Origin of the sequence: Variovorax paradoxus (assembly GCF_022009635.1) — a bacterium.
Lineage (GTDB): Bacteria > Pseudomonadota > Gammaproteobacteria > Burkholderiales > Burkholderiaceae_C > Variovorax.
This window is the reverse complement of the sequence record NZ_CP091716.1, coordinates 4467462-4486122: the sequence shown is the minus strand read 5'-3', so window position 1 is coordinate 4486122 and position 18661 is coordinate 4467462. Positions and strand designations below refer to the sequence as shown.

Below are 18661 nucleotides of genomic sequence, written 5' to 3'. Positions count from 1 at the left end.
GCTTTTCGAGTTTTCTTATGCCGCCTATCGCTTGCCGCGCGCATCCACCGGCCAGATCGCGACCAGCGTGTCGCCCTCGACCACGTGGTACGCGTCGTGCAGGTTGACCGTCGGGTCGCAGTGCGGCGTGACGAACTCGACGCGCGCGCCAAGCGCGGGCCGTGCGTCGGCGGGCAGCAGCAGCTTGCCGTGCTCGTCGCCGAAGAAGGCGTAGCGGCTCGTCGCGGTATCCACGCCGCGCGCCACCAGCGGCGCGCCGCTGTCGGTCGAAAAGCACTTGGTGCCGCCATCGACCGTGACCCACTCCGCCGCGTTGGCGCTGACCACGGCCGTCTGCACGAACAGCGACACCTCGAAGGGCGAGGGCTGTCCGCCCGAGGTCAGCACGCCCGTGTACTCCGCGTCCATGAAGACATAAGAGCCGGCCTGCAGTTCGGTGAAGGCGTTTTCCTGCGAGTCGAGGTCGTGCGTGCCGGTGCCCGCGCCCGTCACGATCTCGAAGCGCAGGCCTTGGCGTTCGGCCTCCGCGACGATGCCCGCCACGGTCTCGCGCAGGCCTGCGGCAGCCGCGCTGCGCTTGTCGCGCTCCACGATGTGCTGCAGGTTGCCCGCATACGACTGCAACCCGCGCAGCCGCAGGCGCGGCTCGGCCGCCACCAGCGCGGCGAGTTCCAGCACCTGCGCCTGCGTGGCGGCGCCGGTGCGGTTGTAGCCCGCTCCGTAGTCCACCAGCACGTCGAGCGGGTGCGCCAGCGCGCCGGCGGCCTGCGCCAGGTCGGCCAGGTTGCGCGGGTTGTCGACCACCACCATCACGTCGCCCGGTCGGGCACGCTGCGCGAGCTTGACGAGGCGCGCGATCTTGCTCGGCGTGACGGCCGGCGAGGTGATCAGCACGCCCGGAATGCCGCCCTCGACCATCACTTCTGCCTCGCCCATCGTGACGCAGCTCACGCCGATGGCGCCGGCCGCCACCTGGCGCTTTGCGATCTCGACCGACTTGTGCGTCTTCACGTGCGGGCGCAGCCCGATGCCGCGCGACTTGGCGAAGGCGGCCATGCGTTCGATGTTGCGCGTCATGGCGGGCAGGTCGATCAGCAGCGCGGGCGTGTCGAGCTGTTGGCGGCCGTTGGCCGCACCGATCAGCGGCGCGTTGGGTTGCGTGTCCAGGAACATCGTGGAAAGCCTTTGCGGGAGGGTTGAAGCGTGCGGTGCACGAAAAAGTGCGTTGTGAAATGATCGCATCGAAATGAAGACTCTCGACATCGAGGCCGTGCAGGCCTTCATCCGCGTGGCCGACCTCAAGAGCTTCACGCGGGCCGCCGAGGCCATGGACAGTTCGCAGTCGGCCGTGAGCCTGAAGGTGAAGCGGCTCGAGGATGCGCTGGGCCGGCGCCTCCTCGAGCGCACGCCACGGCAGGTGCGGCTGTCCGCCGAAGGGCTGGCCTTTCTGCCGTCCGCGCGGCATCTGCTGGCCGCGCATGACGGCGCGCTCGACGCCTTCGGCACGCAGGCACGCCGGCTGGTGGTCGGCATCAGCCATCACATCGTGGGCGCCGAGCTGCCCTTGCTGCTGCGACGCATGAAGGACGCCGAGCCGCGCGTGGTGATGGAAATCCGCGTTTCCACATCGCGCGACCTGCTCGATGCCTTCGACCGCGGCGAGATCGACGCGGTCGTCATCCTGCGGCACGACAGCCGCCGGCTCGATGGAGAAGTGTTGCTCGAAGAGCAGTTCGGCTGGATGGCCGCGCCCGACTTCGTGCACCGCTCCGGCGAGCCGCTGCGGCTGGCCACGCAGGCCGAGCCCTGCAGCGTGCGCAGCATGGCCATCGCGACGCTTGCCGAAGGCGGCGTGCCCTGGACCGAAGTGTTCGTGGGTGGCGGCGTGTTGACGATCGGGGCGGCGGTGTCGGCGGGGCTTGCAGTGGCCGCGCTCGGGCGCCGCGTGGCGCCGCTCGGCACGGTCGACGTGGGCCCGGTGTTGGGTTTGCCGCCGTTGCCTTCGCGCGAGGTGGTGCTGCACACCGGCGTGTCCGACGCCCAGGCCCGCAGCGCACTGCGCACCCTGGCGGCGGCGATCCGTTCGACCGCCGCGTAGCGGCTGGCGGCACCGCTAGGCTGCGATGAAGCGCCGGGCCAGTTCGGCCAGCAGCACCGCTACGCCGCAGAGCAACGCGGCCACTGCGCCCACGCTTGCCAGATGCGCCAGGCACATTTCGGCGCGGCGTATGCGTGTCATGCCAGTTGCCCCAGGCCCGGCCTGGCGAGGTACAGCACTTCGTAGACCGTGGCGGCATCGACCGCCTCGACGGCGCGTGCCGACAGCGTGAAGCGCACCAGGCGCCAAGCCGCGAGGTCGAGCACCGTCCACACCGCGACCGTGTCCGGCTGCGCGGCAAGCTGACGGTTGGTTTCGGTTTCCGCCGCATGCAGCGCGGCGCGATCGGCGGTTGCGTCGATCGACTGTTCTTCGCGGTACAGCGACAGAGCCTTGCGCGCACTGCCCGCGCCGGCACGTGCATCGAGCGGCAGCCATGCTTCCACGCTCGGCCGGCCGAACGAGTCGATCACGCTCAGGAAGCGCTCCCCCATGAGAAAGCGCGCGGGCGCCTGGGTGTCGAGCCACAGGTAGACCGACGCATACAGATGGCCCGCGGCGCCGTGCTGTCCGCGCTCCTGCGAGACGAAGGCCTTGAAGACCAGCCCCTCGGTGTCGTCCCACAGCGGGCCGCGCCGGGTCGCGCGCTGGCGGATGACCTGCATGTCGTAGTCGGCGGGAAGTCTGTGCGAATACTGCATCGCGAACATCGAAAGCTCCTTGTGGTGAATGAATCACCAGGGAGCTTGCGCGCGAGAGGGCATCGCAAGAAGAGGGCGCCCGATATAGCTGTGATGCGCCGGCGCAATGGCTGGCTGCCTCGCCGGCTTACTTGTCCGCCGGCGGATTGGCCTTCAGCGCGGCCAGCAGCACGCGGCCGGTGGTCTGCAGGTGCTCGGCGATCAGGGTTTGCGCCGTCTGGATGTCGCGGTTGAGCACCGCGTCGAGCAGCGCCTGGTGCTCGGCGCGCACATCGCGTTTCTGAGTGGAAAGCGGCGCCGACAGTTGCCGGTAGCGTTCGCTCTGCTGATAGAGCATCTGGTGCATGCGCAGCAGCCAGCTGTTGGGGCAGCCCGCCACCAGCGCGTTGTGGAAGTCCGCGTGGCTGGCCGTCCATTCGGCGCTCAGCATCGAGGGCATGGCCGCGTCCCGCTCGGCAAGGCGCGACAGCCGGTGGTGCGCCGAGACCACGCTGCCTTCCCAGGCCAGGTCGCCGTGGCGGATGGCTTCGGCCAGGCACAGCTTTTCTATCTCGATGCGGGCCTTCACCAGTTCTTCCAGGTCGGTCTCGGAGATCGGGCTCACGCGATAGCCGCGCGCCGGCTCCGACACCACCAGCGCCTCGGCCTCCAGCATTGCCAGCCCTTCGCGCACCGCGCCGGCACTCACGTCGAGCTCGTCCGCCAGTGCGGCGATGTTGAGTTTGGAGCCCGGCAGCATCCGGCCGCCCACGATGGCCGCGCGCAGCTCGGTGAATACCTGGCGCGTCTGGCTCATGCCCTTTGTCTTTTCGTTCATTGCGCTCCCGTCACACCGCGAAAAGCGGCTGATGTTACTTGCCGGCATCGTTGATGGATAAACGCCAAAACAATATACTGATTTCAAAATAATATATTATTTGAAAAAACACCGACAGCCAAACGGAGACAAACGACATGGCCGAGATCCAGCTTCGCACCCGCAAGAGCGCACACCGCGCGGCACTCCACAGCGTTCATTCGCTCGACGCCTTCGTCTTCACGGTGCCCGACCTCGACAAGGCCGAGCACTTCTACGACGCCTTCGGCCTGCAGCCCAGGCGCGAGGGCGGCCGGCTCGACCTGTACACGCTCGGCCATCCGCATGCCTGGGGCTCGCTGCACCAGGCGCCCGGCGTGAAGAAGCTGCAGTACCTGCGCTTCGCCTGCTTCGAGGAAGACTTCGACGCCATCGCCGAGCGCATCGCGCGGCTGGAGGTGCCGCGCTGCGCGCCGCATCCGCTGGGCGACGATCGCGGCCTGTGGGTGCTGCACCCCGAAGGTTTCGCGGTGCAGATCGTGGTGGCGGCGAAGAGCGCGCCCGACGAGGGCAGCGAGCCGGTCGTGGCGCCGCGTCCGCCCGTGGGCACGGGCGCCTCGCTCAACCGCTCGCGCATACCGAAGGTGCATCCGCGCCGGCTCTCGCACATCCTGATGTTCTGCGCCAAGGTGCCCGAGGCCGTGCGCTTCTACGAAGACGCGCTGGGCCTGCGCGTGACCGACCGTTCGGGCGACCACATCGTCTTCATGCATGGCGTGCACGGCAGCGACCACCACCTGATCGCAATGGCCCGCTCAAGCGGCCCGGGGCTGCACCACCTGAGCTGGGACGTCGCCGACATCGACGAGGTCGGCCGCGGCATGGAGCAGATGTTTGCCGCCGGCCATGTGCGCGGCTGGGGCGTGGGGCGCCATGTGCTGGGCTCGAACTACTTCCACTATGTGCGCGACCCGTGGGGCAGCTACTCGGAGTACTCCTGCGACATGGACTTCGTGCCCGGCGACTTCGACTGGCGCGCCGCCGACCATCCGCCCGAAGACTCCTTCTACGCCTGGGGCCCCCGGGTGCCGGAAGACTTCATCACCAATTTCGAGATCGAGGCGCCGGCCGCCGGGGCCTAGCCATCTTCCGTCCTTCAACTCCCGTTCCCACCCACTAGGAAATCACATGCGCCTCCTGGCCTTTCAACACAACGGCAAGCCCGCCCTCGGCCTGCGCCTCGACAGCGAAGTCGTCAACCTCACGGCCGAAGGCCTGCCCGCCACGCTCGACGAATTGCTGCGCGGCGGCCCCGACGCCCTGGCCGCCGCGAAGAAGGCGGGCCAGGCCGCCCGCGCGCGGCTGCCGCTGTCCGGCATCGACTGGCTGCCGCCGGTGCAGTCGCCTTCCAAGGCCATCGCGGTCGGGCTGAACTACATCGACCATGCGGCCGAGAGCAAATTCGAGCCGCCGAGCTACCCGGTGCTGTTCCATCGCTTCCCTTCGTCGTGGGTCGGGCACAACCAGCCCATCGTGCGCCCGCACGTGTCGACGCAGTTCGACTACGAGGGCGAGCTGCTCGTCGTCATCGGCAAGGCCGGGCGCTACATCTCGAAGGGCGAGGCGCTGAACCACGTGGCCGGCTATTCGGTGTTCAACGACGGCTCGATCCGCGACTACCAGTTCAAGTCCGCGCAATGGATGATGGGCAAGAACTTCGACCGCTCGGGCTCCTTCGGCCCCGAGTTCGTCACCGCCGACGAACTGCCCGCGGGCGCCGCCGGCCTGCGGCTGCAGACCCGCTTGAACGGCACCGTGCTGCAGGACGCCAACACGCGCGACATGATCTTCGACGTGGCCACGCTGGTGTCGGTGTGCTCCGAGCCCTTCGCGCTGCAGCCGGGCGACATCATCATCGCGGGCACGCCATCGGGCGTGGGGTTGGCGCGCAATCCGCAGGTCTTCATGAAGGCCGGCGACGTGTGCGAGGTGGAAATCGAAGGCGTCGGCCTGCTCTCGAACCCGGTGGCCGACGAGCCGCGCGGCTGATATTTCTCCAGGGCCGCCGGCTCAGGCCGGGTGCGACGGCGAATGGTGGCCCGGCCTCCGCAGCGCCAGCCACCACAGCAGCGCGGCATTGACCGCCCAGCTGCCGGTGAGCATCAGCAGCGCCGTGTGCGCCACGCCCGGCGACAGCCCCAGCGTCAGCAGGCTCAGCGACCACGGCAGTCCGCCCGCGATGGCCACGAGCATGCCCACGTCGCTCTCCGGCACCAGTGCGCAGCCGAGGATGCATACCGTTCCCGCGACCGTGTAGATCAGCGCGGCGGTGCGCCATCCGGGGCGGTGGTGCGGCTGGGAATTCGCTGAATTTGCGATCGGCATGCCCCTAGCATCGCCGATTGCGCGGCGACGCGTGAAGGCCTGATGCGCGAAGGGATGTAGTGCTTTGGCGATGCGGGTTTCAGCCGCCGTTCAGCCCTTGCAATGCGGCCGGAACCGGTGCTGGCGGCAGCGCGGATTCGACCCCCAGCGCCAGCGCCAGCAGCATCGAATCGGCGCCTTCGGGGCCGGTGAGTTCCAGCCCGGCGGGGAGCCGGTCGCGCGTCAGTCCGATCGGCAGGCTCACGGCCGGCAGCCCGGCCATGCCGGCCGGCCCGGTGTTGCGGATGTAGGCGGAAAAAGCCGAGGTCGGTCGCCCGCAAAGCGTGACCTGCACGTCCTCGCCGATGCGCGCGGCGGTCAGCGGGCTGGTCGGGAACACCAGCGCGGCGATGTCGTGCCGGGCGAAGCAATCGCGGTAGGCCGCCTGCATGCGGGGCCGCAGCACATGCAGCGCATGCGCGTACGCCTCGGGCGTGATGGCGCTGTCGCCGAACAGCCGCTCGAACAGCGGGCGAACATCGGGGCTCGCCACCGCATCGGTCAGCGCGCGTGCATCGAATGGGCGCTCATGGCGTGCGAAGTACGCGGCCAGCGCGGGCAGGATCTCGTGCAACGAGATCGACATCGATCCTTTCTGGAATAGTGCGCCGGCTTCCGCAAGATCGCAGGGCACCAGCACGGCGCCAGCCGTCTGAAGGGCGTGCAGGCTCTCGCGGGCGAGTTCGGCCACGGGCGGATCGAGTTCTTCCCAGAAGTAAGCCTCCGGCACGCCCAGTCGCACGCCCATGAGCGGCATCGCGGCCAGCCGCAGCGGGCCGCCGGCGACCGCATGGTCGACCAGCACGCAGTCGTCCACGCAGCGGGCCATGACGCCCGCCGTGTCGAAGGTCGGTGAGATCGGCACCAGCCCGTCGTCCGGCCAGCGGTGCACCGTGGGCCTGTAGCCGACCAGCCCGCACAGCGCGGCCGGCACGCGCACCGAGCCGCCCGTGTCGGTGCCGATGGCGACCGGCGCGGCGCGCAGGCCCAGCAGCGCCGCATTGCCGCCGCTCGAGCCGCCGGTGACGCGCGTGCTGTCGAACGGATTGCGCGACGGCCCGAAGCCGTGGTTGTGGCCGGTGACGCCCTGCGACCATTCATGCAGGTTGGTCTTGCCGAGCACCAGCGCGCCGGCATCGACGAGCCGCTGCGTCACGCCCGCATGCCTGCGCGGCACGTGGTCGGCCATCCATGGGCTGCCGGCGGTGGTGGGCATGCCGGCGACGTCGATGTTGTCCTTGAATGCCAGCGGCACGCCGCGCAGCGGTTGCACGCCGGGCGCCGGGCGCGGAGATGCATCCAGCGCGGCTGCGGCATCGAGCAATTGCGCGGCGTCGAGGTGGAGCAGGGCGCCGAAGGGCGCGATGGCCTCGGCGCGCGCCAGCAGCGCCTGTGCGTATTCGGTGGCGCGCAATTCGCCGCGTGCCATCTGCTCGGCGGCCTCGCGGGCGGAAAGATCGGTCAGCGCATGGATTCGGTTCATCGCGGGTTCGAAGTTGGGGCAGAAGCTGCACTCCGGTGCACATTCCGGGCCAATTTCCTGTCTTCGGCCTGAAAACAAGCCTGAAAGTGCCTGGCATGAATACTGCTGAGAGTATTTTTTGTATCCATGAGGCCTTCCAATGTCTTTCAAGTCCTTGCGTATCCTGGCCGCCGTCGCAGCGTCGATGGCTCTTCTGGCGGGCATGCCCGCGTCCGCGGCGGAGAAGGTGTCCGTGCGCCTCAAGTGGCTGGCGCAGGCGCAGTTCGCCGGCTTCTACGTGGCCAAGGCCAAGGGCTTCTATGACCAGGCCGGCCTCGACCTGACGATCAACCCGGGCGGCCCCAACCTCAACGTCGAAACGCTCGTGGCCTCCGGCAACGACACCTTCGGCCTGGCCGGCGGCACCGAGACCGTGCTGCTCGCACGCGAAAAGGGCCTGCCGCTGGTGTGCATCGGCGTGACCGTGCAGAACACGCCGTTCACCTACGTGACCTACAAGGATTCCGGCATCACCAAGGTGAAGGACTTCGCCGGCAAGAAGGTCGCGACCTGGTTCACCGGCACGCAGTACACGCTGTACTCGATGCTCGCCTCGGCCGGCGTGAAGCAGAGCGACCTGACCATCGTGCCCCAGTCCGGCTCCATGGCCCCCTTCGTCGAGAAGCAGTTCGACGTGGCCGCCGCCACCTACTACAACGAGCTCAACACGCTCAAGGAGCAGGGCCTGGGCGACAAGCTCACGCTCATCAAGCCCGACGACTACGGCGTGGTGGTGCAGCAGGACACGGTGCTCGTGTCCGAGAAATACCGCAACGAGAAGCCGCAGCAGGTGCAGGCTTTCATGAACGCCACCATCAAGGGCTGGAAGTACGCGCTGCAGAACAAGAAGGAAGCCATCGACATCGTCATGGCCGCCGCGCCCAGCCTGAACCGCGCGCACCAGGAAGCCATGCTCGACGAGTTCGAGAAGCTGGTGAAGGCCGGCAAGGGCACCACCGACGGCATCCTGGCCATCGACCTGCCGACCGTCGAGAAGATGCAGACGCAGCTCGTCGGCTACAAGGCGCTAAAGGCCCCGGCCGACCTGTCGAAGGCCTACGACGCCAGCTTCTGGAACCAGGTGCCGGCCGGCGACAAGAAGTTCTGAGCCGCCGCGCCATGAAGTTCATGCCTCACGAAGTGATGCCGCCGGCGGCTGCCGACACGGCGCCGCCCATGCTGGAACTGGTCAATGTGTGGAAGCGCTTCGGCGAAGCGCAGTCGCGGACCGTCGCGGTGTCGGGCGTCAACCTGCGGATCGCGAAGAGCGAGTTCGTCACGCTCGTGGGCCCATCGGGTTGCGGCAAGTCGACGCTCTTCAACATGATCGCGGGCCTGCTGCCACCGGACGACGACGGCTCGCTGCTGTTCGGCGGTGCGCCGCAGCGCGACGGGCAATTGCTGGGCAAGGTCTCGTTCATGCCGCAGCGCGACCTGCTGTTTCCGTGGCGAACCGTGCTCGACAACGCCATCCTTGCGCTCGAAGTGGAAGGCACGCCGCGCAAGGAAGCGCGCGAACGCGCCCGCGCCATGCTGCCCGAGTTCGGCCTGGCCGGATTCGCCAACCACTACCCGCACCAGCTGTCGGGCGGCATGCGCCAGCGCGTGGCGCTGATGCGCACCTTTCTGTTCGAGCGCGACCTGATGCTGCTCGACGAGCCCTTCGGCGCGCTCGATGCACTCACCCGCACCCGCATGCAGCACTGGCTGCTGGAGCTGTGGGCGCGCCACCGCCGCACGGTGCTCTTCATCACGCACGACATCGACGAAGCCATCCTGCTTGGCGACAAGGTGCTGGTGATGACGGCGCGCCCCGGCACGGTGAAGAGCGAAACCGTGATCGACCTGCCGCGCCCGCGCGATCCGTCGGTGGTGCTCACGCCCGAGTTCATCGGCCTGAAGCAGCGCCTGCTGGCCGAGATCGAGGAAGAGAGCCAGAAGACCTTCGCGCAGGAGGGCACCGCGCCGTGAACACCTTCCTGCAGCGCGCCGTGCGCTCGCCCGCGCTGGCCTTCATCGGCCTGGCGCTGGTGTGGGAGCTGTACGTGCACGCCTTCGCGCCGTCGCCGCGCTACCTGCCCGCGCTGAGCGCCATCGCGCAGGACGCGTGGTCGGTGTGGCCTCAACTGGTGCGCGGCTTCGGCCGCACGTTGCTCGAAACGGTGCTCGGCTTCGCCTTGGGCGCCGTGTTCGGCTGCTTCTGCGGCACGGTGTTCACCTATTCGCGCTGGATGGAGCGCTCGGTGTTCCCGCTGTTCGTGGTGTCGCAGACGGTGCCGGTGGTGGCCTTCGGCGCGCTGATCGTCATCTGGTTCGGCAACTCGCTGCTGGCCAAGGTGATGACGGCGTTCTTTCTCACCTTCTTTCCCGTGACGGTGAACACGTTGCGCGGGCTGAAGTCATGCGACCCGCAGCGCATCGCGCTGATGAAGAGCTTCGGCGCGAACCGTCTCGTCATGTTCTTCAAGCTGGCCGTGCCCTCGGCGCTGCCGCAGATCATGGTGGGGCTGCGCGTGGCCATCGGCCTGAGCCTGATCGGCTCGGTGGTGGGCGAGTGGTTCGGCGAAACCGTGGGCCTGGGCGTGATGCTGATGGAGGCGATGAACGCTGACCTGGTGGTGCGCCTGTGGGTGGTGATGTTTGCCTGCGGGCTGATGGGTGCGCTGCTCTACGGGTTGCTCACCTTCGTGGAAAGGAGGCTCGTATGGTGGCGCAGCGAAAGCTGATGGCTTCGCCCGTGGTGCCGGTGGTGCTGAGCATCGTCGTGCTGCTGGCGGTGTGGGAGGGCGCGATCCTGCTCTTCAAGATTCCGCCTTTCGTGCTGCCCAGCCTGGGCTCGATCGTGCAGCACGCCTTTACGGACACCGGCCGCCTGATGGCTGCGCTGCTGGCCACGCTGGGCGAGGCGCTGGGCGGCTATGCGTTGGGCAGCATTCTGGGCCTGCTGCTGGCCGTGTTGCTGCTGCTCGCGCCGCCGCTGGAACGCGTGGTGATGCCGCTGGCCGTGGCGGTCAACGCGGTGCCTACGGTGGCGTATGCGCCGCTGTTCCTGATCTGGTTCGGCCTTGGCGCCGCGTCGAAGATCGCGTTGGTGGCGCTGGCGGTGGGCTTCACCATGCTGGTGAATGCATTGCACGGCCTGAAGCAGGCCGATGCCGCGGCGGTGAACCTGATGCGCAGCTTCGGGGCAGGGCCATTGAAGATCGTGTGGCGCCTGCGCCTGCCGGTGGCGATGCCTTCGGTGGTCACCGCGCTTCGCATCGGCGTGCCGCGCAGCATGATCGTCGCGATCGTCGGCGAGATGCTGGGCGCCTACGCGGGGCTCGGGCGAATGATCTATGAGTCGACGCAGCAGGTCGACCTGCTGAGCGTGTGGTCGGCGGTGCTCATCGCATCGGTGGCGAGCATGGTCTTTTATGGCCTGCTCGTCTGGATCGATCAAAAACTGGTGTGGTGGCGTTGATGAACGTGGCAAAGAACAATCCCGCGGCGTATCCGCAAACCGAAGCCGAGCTGCGCGTGCAGCTCGCCGCCTGCTACCGGCTGGTGGCGCACTTCGGCATGGACGACCTGATCTACAACCACATCTCGGCGCGCGTGCCGGGGCCTGAGCATCACTTCCTCATCAACCCGTACGGGCTGCTGTTCTCGGAGGTGACGGCCTCTTCGCTGGTGAAGATCGACCTCGACGGCAACAAGGTGGACGCCACCGACGCCGAAGTCAACCAGGCCGGCTTCGTGATCCATAGCGCCATTCACGCGGGCCGGCCCGACGCGCTGTGCGTGCTGCACACCCACTCCGAAGCCGGCACCGCCATCGCGGCCATGCCCAACGGCCTGGCGCCGCTGAGCCAGTTCGCGATGCGCTACCAGGGCCACACGGCCTTCCACGACTACGAGGGCGTGGCGCTGGAAACCGGCGAGCGCGAAAGGCTGGTGCGCGACCTGGGCCCGCACCACACGCTGGTGCTGCGCAACCACGGCATCCTGACCGTGGGCCGGACCATTCCCGAGGCCTTCATCCTCATGTACTACTTCGAGAAGGCCGCCAAGGTGCAGCTGCTCGCGCAGGGCGGCGTGGCGCCTGGCGAGTCGCTGGTGTATCCGCAGCCCGAAGCGAGCGAACTGGCCGCGCGCCAGTTCACCGAATTCGCCGGCGACATCCTGCCGCCCGGCACGCGCGAATGGCCTGCGTTCCTGCGCATGCTGGAGCGCACCCAGCCCGACTACCGGCTCTGACAGCCGTTTCTTTCCTCAATCCCCTGAGACATCTTTCAACCATGCAACTCGAGAACCTCACCTCTTTCATCGGCACCGAAGTCAAAGGCATCGACCTGCGCGAGCCCGTGAGCGACGCCGACTTCGCCGTGCTGCGCGACACGCTCAACCAGCGCTCGGTGCTGCTGTTTCGCGGCCAGAGCATCAACGAGGCGCAGCACGTCGCCTTCTCGCGCCGCTTCGGCACGCTGCTGGGCCATGTGCTCACGCAGTTCCTCAAGAAGGAATACCCCGAGGTCTACGTGCTGTCGAACGTGTCGGAAAACGGCAAGCCCATCGGCAACCACAAGGAAGGCTGGAACTGGCACTCCGACCTGTCGTACAAGGCCGAGCCTTCCATGGGCGCGCTGCTCTATGCGCTCGAAGTGCCCCCGGTGGAAGGCGACACCTTCTTCGCGTCGATGCACGCCGCCTACGACGCGCTGGACGACGACATGAAGGCGCGCATCCGCCACCTCACGGCCACGCACAGCTACGCCAATTACTACGGCAAGGCCTTCGCGGACCGCAATCCGCTCACGCCCGAGCAACTGGCCGCCACGCCGGACGTGGTGCATCCGCTGGTGCGCACGCATCCCGAGACCGGCCGCCTGTCGCTCTACGTGGGCGAAGACGTGGTCAAGCAGATCGACGGCCTGCCCGCCGACGAAAGCACCGCGCTGCTGGCCGAGCTGAATGCGCATGCCATCTCGCCCGAATTCAGCTATCGCCACAAGTGGCTCGCCGGCGACCTGCTGGTGTGGGACAACCGCTGCACCATGCACCGCGCCACGCCGTACGACGACAACGTGTACCGCCGCGTGATGCACCGCACCACGGTGGCGGGCGACCGCCCGTTCTGACACCCGAGCTGAACCGATTCCCTGGAGCCCCCGCGCTTGAAGACTGACGACAACCACAAAAAGGAAGGCAAGAAAATGGAACGCGACGAACCCGAGATGGTGGAACCCACGGCGCTGCGCGGACGCGAGCGTCAGCGCGGCAAGGGCGCCACGCTGTCCGACGAACTGAAGGACACGCTGGAAGACCTGATCGTCAGCGGCGTCATGAAGCCCGGCGCGCGGCTCGACGAAGCCGAGCTGGCCGAGCGCTTCAAGGTCTCGCGCACACCGGTGCGCGAGGCGCTCAAGGCGCTGGCCGCCACCGGCCTCGTCGACCTGCGAAGCCGCCAGGGCGGCGTGTGCGTGGCGCGCATCTCGCTGCCCATGCTCATCGAGATGTTCCAGATGATGGCGGTGATGGAAGGCCTGTGCGCCAAGTTCGCCGCGCGCCGCGCCACCGAGGCGCAGAAGCTGCGCATGAGCCAGTTGCACGACGAGCTGACCAGCATCCTCGCTTCGGGCGACCACTCGCGCTTCTATGACGTGAACCAGGACTTCCATGACGCGCTGTACGAAGCCTCCAACACGCACTACCTGGCGGAGCAGACCCGCGCGCTGCGCAAGCGCGTGCGCGTGTACCGCCGCTACGTCACCTTCCAGCCCGGCCGCATGACCGCGACCATCGGCGAGCACGGGGCCATCCTCGACGCCATCCGCCGCAACGACCCCGACGCGGCGTTCTCGTCCGCCATCGACCACGTGAGCCTGCTCGAGGACGACATCGTCGACCTCATCGCCGCGCTGTCCGAGCAGGACGCGGGCGGCGCCTGACAGCCTTCTTCTTTTCAACGAAACCCATTTTTCGACCGCATCCCCCAGGACATCACGCCATGAAACTCGAACTCGAAGGCAAGACCGTACTCATCACCGGCGCCTCCAAAGGCATCGGCCTCGCAGCCGCCCATTCTTTCGCGGCCGAAGGCTGCCACCTGCATCTTGCCGCGCGCGACGGCGTGGCTCTGGCAGCCGCAAAGGAAGAGATCGAGAAGATCTATCCCATCAACGTGCGTATCCATCCGATGGACCTGGCAGCGCCCGGCGCCATGTCGCAACTGGCCGAAGCGGCCGGCGATGTCGACATCCTGGTGAACAACGCGGGTGACATTCCCGCCGGCCCGATCGAGTCGCTCGACTTCGCGGTGGTGCGGCGCGGCTTCCAGCTCAAGGTGCTGGGCTACATGGAGCTCACGCAGATCTACTACGCGCGAATGAAGGCCGCGGGTGGCGGCGTGATCGTGAACGACATCGGCAACTCCGGCGAGAACTGGGACGCCAACTACATCGCCGGCTCCACCGGCAATGCAGCCGTCATGGCCTTCACCCGCGCGCTCGGCGGCGTGAGCCTGGACGACGGCATCCGCGTGGTGGGCGTGAACCCCGGCCCCGTGGCCACCGACCGCATGGTCAAGCTCATGAAGCGCCGCGCCTTCGACACCCACGGCGACGAAGGCCGCTGGGAGGAGCTCTTCGACAACTACCCGGGCGGCCGCCCCGCGACGCCGGAAGAAGTGGCCGAGCTGATGGTGTTCCTGGCCTCGGCGCGCGCGGGCTACATCACCGGCACGGTCGTGACCATCGACGGCGGCATCGCCGCGCGCGGCTCGATCATCAAGACCAGCAAGAAGGTGGTCGAGGCCGAGCAGGCCCGGAGGCTCGCGGCATGAACGCGGCATTGAACCCCACCGTGGCGGTGCCGGCCGTGACGAGCGACGCGGAAACCCGCAACCGCTACTTCGACCGCCTCTTCACCAACCCCGAGCTGATGTGGCTGGGCCAGAACACCAACCACTTTCCGCTGCATCCGGCGGTGCGCAAGGCGCTGCACGATGCCATCGACGACGAGAGCTTTCACGCCTATGCGCCGCCGCTGGGCATGGAGACGCTGCGCACGGCCATCGTGGACGACCTGGGCGTGCCCGGCCAGTCGGCCGTGGTGACGGACGGCGCGGTCGCGGCACTCGCGCTGGCATGCCGTGCCTTCTGCGAAGAGGGCAAGGGCTTCGTGACCACCGACCCGGGGTGGAAGTGGCCGCTGCAGTTCGCGGCCAAGGCCGGCTGTGCGATCACCGAGATCCCGATCTACGGGCCCGAGTACGGCTTCAAGCTGTCGGCCGAGGCCCTGGCCGCTTCGACCGACGCGGACACCGCGGTCATCTACCTGGTGGACCCCAACAACCCGCTGGGCACTACTTACACCGAGGAAGAGATCCGCGCCTTCGCGGATCGCGCGCGGGAGATCGGCGCCATCCTCATTCACGACTGCACCTACCGCGACTTTGCCGATACCCACACGCTGGCTTCGCGCTTCTATCCGGAAGGCACGGTGACCATCGTGAGCTTCTCGAAGTGGCTGGGCCTCGCGGGGCTGCGGCTGGGCGCGCTGGTGGCGTCGCCGCAGCTGCTGGCGCGCATACTGCCGCACTCGCAGGCGCCGCTGGGTGCCAGCGTGCTGGCGCAGCGCGCCGCCATCGCGGGCCTCGGCGTCAAGGCCGAATGGATGGCCGAGGTGATCGCGCAGCAGCGCGAGAACCAGCGGATGATCATCGACGCCTTCAATGCACTGCCGGGCTTCCTGGTGCCGGTGTTTCCGTCGCAGGCCAACTTCATCGTGGTCGAGTGCACCGGCGCGGGCGTGACGCCCGAGGCACTGGTCACGGCGCTGGGCGAGCGCGACATCATGGTGCGGCAGGGCACGTATCACACGCCGCGCTTCGGCCATCGCTTCATCAAGATCTCGACCACCGTGCCCAAGGCATGGGCGCAGGCGCTGTGCGATGCGCTGCCGCAAGCGGTCGAGCGAGCACGCACGCTGCCGGCCACGGCAGCGCTGTTCTGAGGAGGCGAACGATGAGCTTCGCCACCACGCCCGACGGCGTTCGCCTGTACTACGAGACCGCCGGAAGCGGCACGCCCATCGTGTTCGTGCACGAGTTCGGCGGCGACCACCGCAGCTGGGAGCCGCAGATGCGCTTCTTCGCGCGACGCCACCAGTGCGTGACCTTCGGCGCGCGCGGCTATCCGCCGTCGGACGTGCCGGCCGACATGGAACGCTATTCGCAAGCCACGGCCGCCGACGACATCCTGGCCGTGATGGACGCGCTGGGACTGCGGCGCGCGCACATCGTGGGCCTGTCGATGGGCGGCTTCGCGACGCTTCACTTCGGCCTGCGCCACGCGGCGCGCGCTGCCTCGCTGGTGATTGCCGGCGCGGGCTACGGCGCCGAGAAGGAGCACGAAGAGTATTTCCGCGGCGTTTCGCTCGAGGTGGCCAGGCAGTTCGAGGCGCAGGGCTCCGAGAAATTCGCGCGCACCTATTCGCTGGGCGCGAGCCGCGTGCAGTTCCAGAACAAGGACCCGCGCGGCTGGCAGGAATTCGCGACCTGGCTGGGCCAGCACGATTCGGTGGGCGCGGCCAACACCATGCGCGGCGTGCAGGCGCGCCGCCCGTCGATCTACGACCTGGAGAGCGAACTGCGCGAGATGCCCGTGCCGTCGCTGGTGGTGGTCGGCGACGAAGATGACCACTGCCTACAGCCCGGCATCTTCCTCAAGAAGACCGTGCCGGCCTGCGGCCTCGCGGTGATGCCAAAGACCGGGCACACGCTCAATCTCGAGGAGCCCGCCGCCTTCAACGCCTTGCTGGCCGAGTTCTTCGCGCAGGTCGAAGCGGGCCAGTGGAAGCCGCGCGATCCGCGCGCGCTGCCCAGCCAGATCATGAAGACGGACTGACCATGAACGCCGACGCAGCCACGATCACCCATACACAGCAGGGCGCCTGGCGCATCGACGCCGCGCGGCTCTGGGACCGCCTCATGACGCTCGCGCGCATCGGCGCCACGCCGGGCGGCGGCGTCGACCGGCAGGCGCTGAGCGCGGAAGAAATAGCGTCCTGGCGCACCATGATCGACTGGGCCTTGCAGGCCGGCCTGGAGCCCTCGACCGATGCGGCGGGCAACCTATTCATCGCGCTGCCAGGCACCGGCCGCGTGGCGCCGCCGGTGCTCGCCGGCAGCCATCTCGACAGCCAGCCCGGCGGCGGGCGCTTCGACGGCGTATACGGCGTTGTGGCCGCGCTGGAAGTGCTGACCACGCTGGCGGAGCGCGGCGTGCGGCCGCCGGTGGACATCGTCTGCGTTGCGTGGATGAACGAGGAAGGCTCGCGCTTCGCGCCCGGCATGATGGGCTCCGAAGCCTTCGCCGGCGTGCGCAGCCTCGAGGCCGTGCGCGCGGTGCGCGATGCCAAGGGCGTGTCGGTGGCCGATGCGCTCGATGCGTTGCATGCGGCTTTTGCCGAACTGCCGCGGCGAACGCTGGGCTTTCCATTGAAGGCCTATGTGGAAGCGCATATCGAGCAGGGACCGGTGCTGGAAGCGCAAGAGCATGTGATCGGCGTCGTCACCGGCATCCAGGGCAAGAAGACATTCGACATCGTGATCGAGGGCGAGCGCGGCCACGCGGGCACGCTGGCGATGGTCTACCGGCGCGATGCGCTCGAAGCCTTCACGCGCATCGCGGGTGCGCTGTACGCGGAAATCGGCGGTTACGACGAAGCGGTGAAGTTCACCATCGGCCGTTTGCAGGTCGAGCCGAACGCGCCTTCGGTCGTGCCCGAGCGGGTGACGCTGCGCATCGACCTGCGGCACCCCGACAACGCGGTGCTCGCGTACCTGGGCGAGCGCATCGGCATGCTGTGCGACACCTTCGCGGCACCTTGCGAGGCGAAGGTCACGCCACTGGTCGATGCGCCTTCCAACGACTTCGATCCGGCGCTGCAGCAGGCGATTGCCGATGCGGCCGAGAGCATCGGGCAGCTGCACATGCCGATTCTTTCAGCGGCCGGGCACGACGCGCGGCACATGGCGCCGCTGTGTCCGAGCGCGATGATCTTCATTCCCTGCCGCGACGGCGTGAGCCATGCCGAGCACGAATGGGCCGAGCCAGAGCATGTGGCCGCTGGCGCAAATGTGCTGCTGCGCGTGTTGCTGCCGTACGCGGGTGTCGGGGAGGGTGCGACCCCATGAACGAAACCGTCACCGACATGGCGGATCTGCCGATGCAGCATCCGAGCGCACCGGCCAGCGCTGCGCAGGCGCGTGCGCGTTTCTTCAACTCGGGCAATGCCTTCAACGTGAAGCTGCCCGAGGTGCCGGCGCGGCTCTTTTCGCCGCCGGGGGAGGGGCAGTTCGGCGTGTTCGATTGCGACCAGTCCGAGGCGCTGGGCAGTGGCTTCGCGGCCACCACGCCGCTGATGCTGGCCCGCTACGTGCGCATCGCGCCCGGCGACTTGCTGCTGCCGCTGGATGTGCGCGCGACCGGCGCGGTCTGGTATGTGATCTCCGGCAGCGGGCGGCTCGACGGCGCCTTCGACGGCTTCGAGTTCGGCGCGGGCGATGTCTTCCTGCTGCCCGGTGCGAGCGGCTACCGTCTTGCGGCCGGTGCCGAGGGCGCGCTGCTGTGGACCGTCGGGAACGAGCCGCAACTGGCGTTCGAGCGTGCCGAGCCTGCGCCGGTGATCGATGCGTCGATCGACGTGGTGCACTATCCGGCCGCAGAGATCGAGCGGCAGTTTGCGCGGATCTTTTCGACGGGGACGCGCGACGAGACCTCGGGCAGGGCGCTGATCTTTTCGTCCGACCGGCAGGCCGCCGCGCGCAACCTCACGCCGACATTGACGCTGAGCTTCAACACGCTGTCGCCCCGCACCTGGCAGCGCTCGCACCGCCATAACTCCGCTGCGGTGACGCTGGTGGTGCAGGGCGAGGGCTGCCATTCGGTCGTCGGCGATGCGCATTGCCCGTGGGCGCCGTGGGCAACCCTCGTGACGCCACCGGGTGCCCCGCATTCGCATCACAACCCGGGTGCGCATGGCGCGCGCTTCCTGATCGTGCAGGACGGCGGACTGCACTATCACGCGAGGACCATGGGCTTCGCTTTTCTCGAGGCAGCCGGGTAACGAGTCAC

At 68.1% G+C, this 18661-nt stretch carries 21 protein-coding genes; 15 read left to right on the top strand and 6 right to left on the bottom strand.

The features are described from left to right. Window positions 1–24: 24 nt before the first annotated feature. Window positions 25–1173, bottom strand: coding sequence for a DSD1 family PLP-dependent enzyme (locus L3V85_RS20805; protein WP_237674607.1), 1149 nt, complete (start codon window positions 1171–1173; stop codon window positions 25–27). 73 nt (window positions 1174–1246) lie between these two features. Between L3V85_RS20805 and L3V85_RS20800 the strand changes: the two genes are divergently transcribed. Then, on the top strand, window positions 1247–2098 hold the full coding sequence (locus tag L3V85_RS20800; protein ID WP_237674606.1) for a LysR family transcriptional regulator: 852 nt from the start codon (window positions 1247–1249) through the stop codon (window positions 2096–2098). Between the two features lie 15 nt (window positions 2099–2113). On the opposite strand, the gene L3V85_RS37360 is transcribed toward L3V85_RS20800, so the two are convergent. From L3V85_RS37360 to L3V85_RS20790, 3 genes are all read right to left on the bottom strand, one after another. Further along, on the bottom strand, window positions 2114–2239 hold the full coding sequence (locus tag L3V85_RS37360; protein WP_272933910.1) for a hypothetical protein: 126 nt from the start codon (window positions 2237–2239) through the stop codon (window positions 2114–2116). Continuing rightward, a complete protein-coding gene (locus tag L3V85_RS20795) occupies window positions 2236–2808 on the bottom strand; it encodes a DUF4865 family protein (protein ID WP_237674605.1) in 573 nt (190 codons plus the stop codon). Before L3V85_RS20795 ends, L3V85_RS37360 begins: the two co-directional genes overlap by 4 nt. A gap of 118 nt (window positions 2809–2926) precedes the next feature. Next, complete coding sequence (locus L3V85_RS20790; RefSeq protein WP_237674604.1) at window positions 2927–3595, bottom strand: GntR family transcriptional regulator; 669 nt, start codon at window positions 3593–3595, stop codon at window positions 2927–2929. A 158-nt stretch (window positions 3596–3753) separates the two neighbouring features. Here L3V85_RS20790 and L3V85_RS20785 point away from each other — a divergent pair, with 158 nt between their 5' ends. Both L3V85_RS20785 and L3V85_RS20780 read left to right on the top strand, forming a co-directional pair. After that, window positions 3754–4737 (top strand): VOC family protein, encoded by a 984-nt coding sequence (locus L3V85_RS20785; RefSeq protein WP_237674603.1) that lies wholly within the window; start codon window positions 3754–3756, stop codon window positions 4735–4737. Between the two features lie 46 nt (window positions 4738–4783). Next, window positions 4784–5644, top strand: a complete 861-nt coding sequence (locus L3V85_RS20780; protein WP_237674602.1) for a fumarylacetoacetate hydrolase family protein — start codon at window positions 4784–4786, stop codon at window positions 5642–5644. 21 nt (window positions 5645–5665) lie between these two features. On the opposite strand, the gene L3V85_RS20775 is transcribed toward L3V85_RS20780, so the two are convergent. Together L3V85_RS20775 and iaaH are read right to left on the bottom strand one after the other, a co-directional pair. Further along, window positions 5666–5980 carry a hypothetical protein gene (locus tag L3V85_RS20775; RefSeq protein ID WP_237674601.1) on the bottom strand — a complete coding sequence of 105 codons (315 nt, stop codon included), beginning with the start codon at window positions 5978–5980 and terminating at the stop codon, window positions 5666–5668. A 79-nt stretch (window positions 5981–6059) separates the two neighbouring features. Continuing rightward, entirely contained in the window at window positions 6060–7502 is a 1443-nt protein-coding gene (iaaH, locus tag L3V85_RS20770; RefSeq protein ID WP_237674600.1) for an indoleacetamide hydrolase, read from the bottom strand. 139 nt (window positions 7503–7641) lie between these two features. Between iaaH and L3V85_RS20765 the strand changes: the two genes are divergently transcribed. The 12 genes from L3V85_RS20765 (at window position 7642) to L3V85_RS20710 (ending at window position 18653) form a co-directional block, all read left to right on the top strand. Then, on the top strand, window positions 7642–8649 hold the full coding sequence (locus L3V85_RS20765) for an ABC transporter substrate-binding protein (RefSeq protein WP_081269147.1): 1008 nt from the start codon (window positions 7642–7644) through the stop codon (window positions 8647–8649). 11 nt (window positions 8650–8660) lie between these two features. Continuing rightward, entirely contained in the window at window positions 8661–9512 is an 852-nt protein-coding gene (locus L3V85_RS20760; RefSeq protein ID WP_237674599.1) for an ABC transporter ATP-binding protein, read from the top strand. Continuing rightward, entirely contained in the window at window positions 9509–10267 is a 759-nt protein-coding gene (locus L3V85_RS20755; protein WP_237674598.1) for an ABC transporter permease, read from the top strand. The genes L3V85_RS20760 and L3V85_RS20755 overlap by 4 nt, the downstream gene beginning before the upstream one ends. Then, entirely contained in the window at window positions 10246–11004 is a 759-nt protein-coding gene (locus L3V85_RS20750; protein WP_237674597.1) for an ABC transporter permease, read from the top strand. Before L3V85_RS20755 ends, L3V85_RS20750 begins: the two co-directional genes overlap by 22 nt. Next, window positions 11004–11780 (top strand): class II aldolase/adducin family protein, encoded by a 777-nt coding sequence (locus L3V85_RS20745; RefSeq protein WP_414080143.1) that lies wholly within the window; start codon window positions 11004–11006, stop codon window positions 11778–11780. Before L3V85_RS20750 ends, L3V85_RS20745 begins: the two co-directional genes overlap by 1 nt. Before the next feature lie 41 nt (window positions 11781–11821). After that, a complete protein-coding gene (locus L3V85_RS20740; RefSeq protein WP_237674595.1) occupies window positions 11822–12661 on the top strand; it encodes a TauD/TfdA dioxygenase family protein in 840 nt (279 codons plus the stop codon). Window positions 12662–12736: 75 nt separating this feature from the next. Beyond that, the gene (locus tag L3V85_RS20735; RefSeq protein ID WP_237674594.1) at window positions 12737–13471 is read left to right on the top strand and encodes a GntR family transcriptional regulator; all 735 of its coding nucleotides are present in this window, start codon (window positions 12737–12739) and stop codon (window positions 13469–13471) included. A gap of 59 nt (window positions 13472–13530) precedes the next feature. After that, window positions 13531–14364: an SDR family oxidoreductase gene (locus L3V85_RS20730; RefSeq protein WP_237674593.1), complete on the top strand. Its 834-nt coding sequence runs from the start codon at window positions 13531–13533 to the stop codon at window positions 14362–14364. Next, window positions 14361–15536, top strand: coding sequence for a pyridoxal phosphate-dependent aminotransferase (locus tag L3V85_RS20725; RefSeq protein WP_237674592.1), 1176 nt, complete (start codon window positions 14361–14363; stop codon window positions 15534–15536). The genes L3V85_RS20730 and L3V85_RS20725 overlap by 4 nt, the downstream gene beginning before the upstream one ends. A gap of 11 nt (window positions 15537–15547) precedes the next feature. Beyond that, window positions 15548–16429 (top strand): alpha/beta fold hydrolase, encoded by an 882-nt coding sequence (locus tag L3V85_RS20720; RefSeq protein WP_237674591.1) that lies wholly within the window; start codon window positions 15548–15550, stop codon window positions 16427–16429. 2 nt (window positions 16430–16431) lie between these two features. Continuing rightward, a complete protein-coding gene (locus L3V85_RS20715; protein ID WP_237674590.1) occupies window positions 16432–17721 on the top strand; it encodes a Zn-dependent hydrolase in 1290 nt (429 codons plus the stop codon). Then, window positions 17718–18653, top strand: coding sequence for a cupin domain-containing protein (locus L3V85_RS20710; protein WP_237674589.1), 936 nt, complete (start codon window positions 17718–17720; stop codon window positions 18651–18653). Before L3V85_RS20715 ends, L3V85_RS20710 begins: the two co-directional genes overlap by 4 nt. Window positions 18654–18661: the final 8 nt, after the last annotated feature.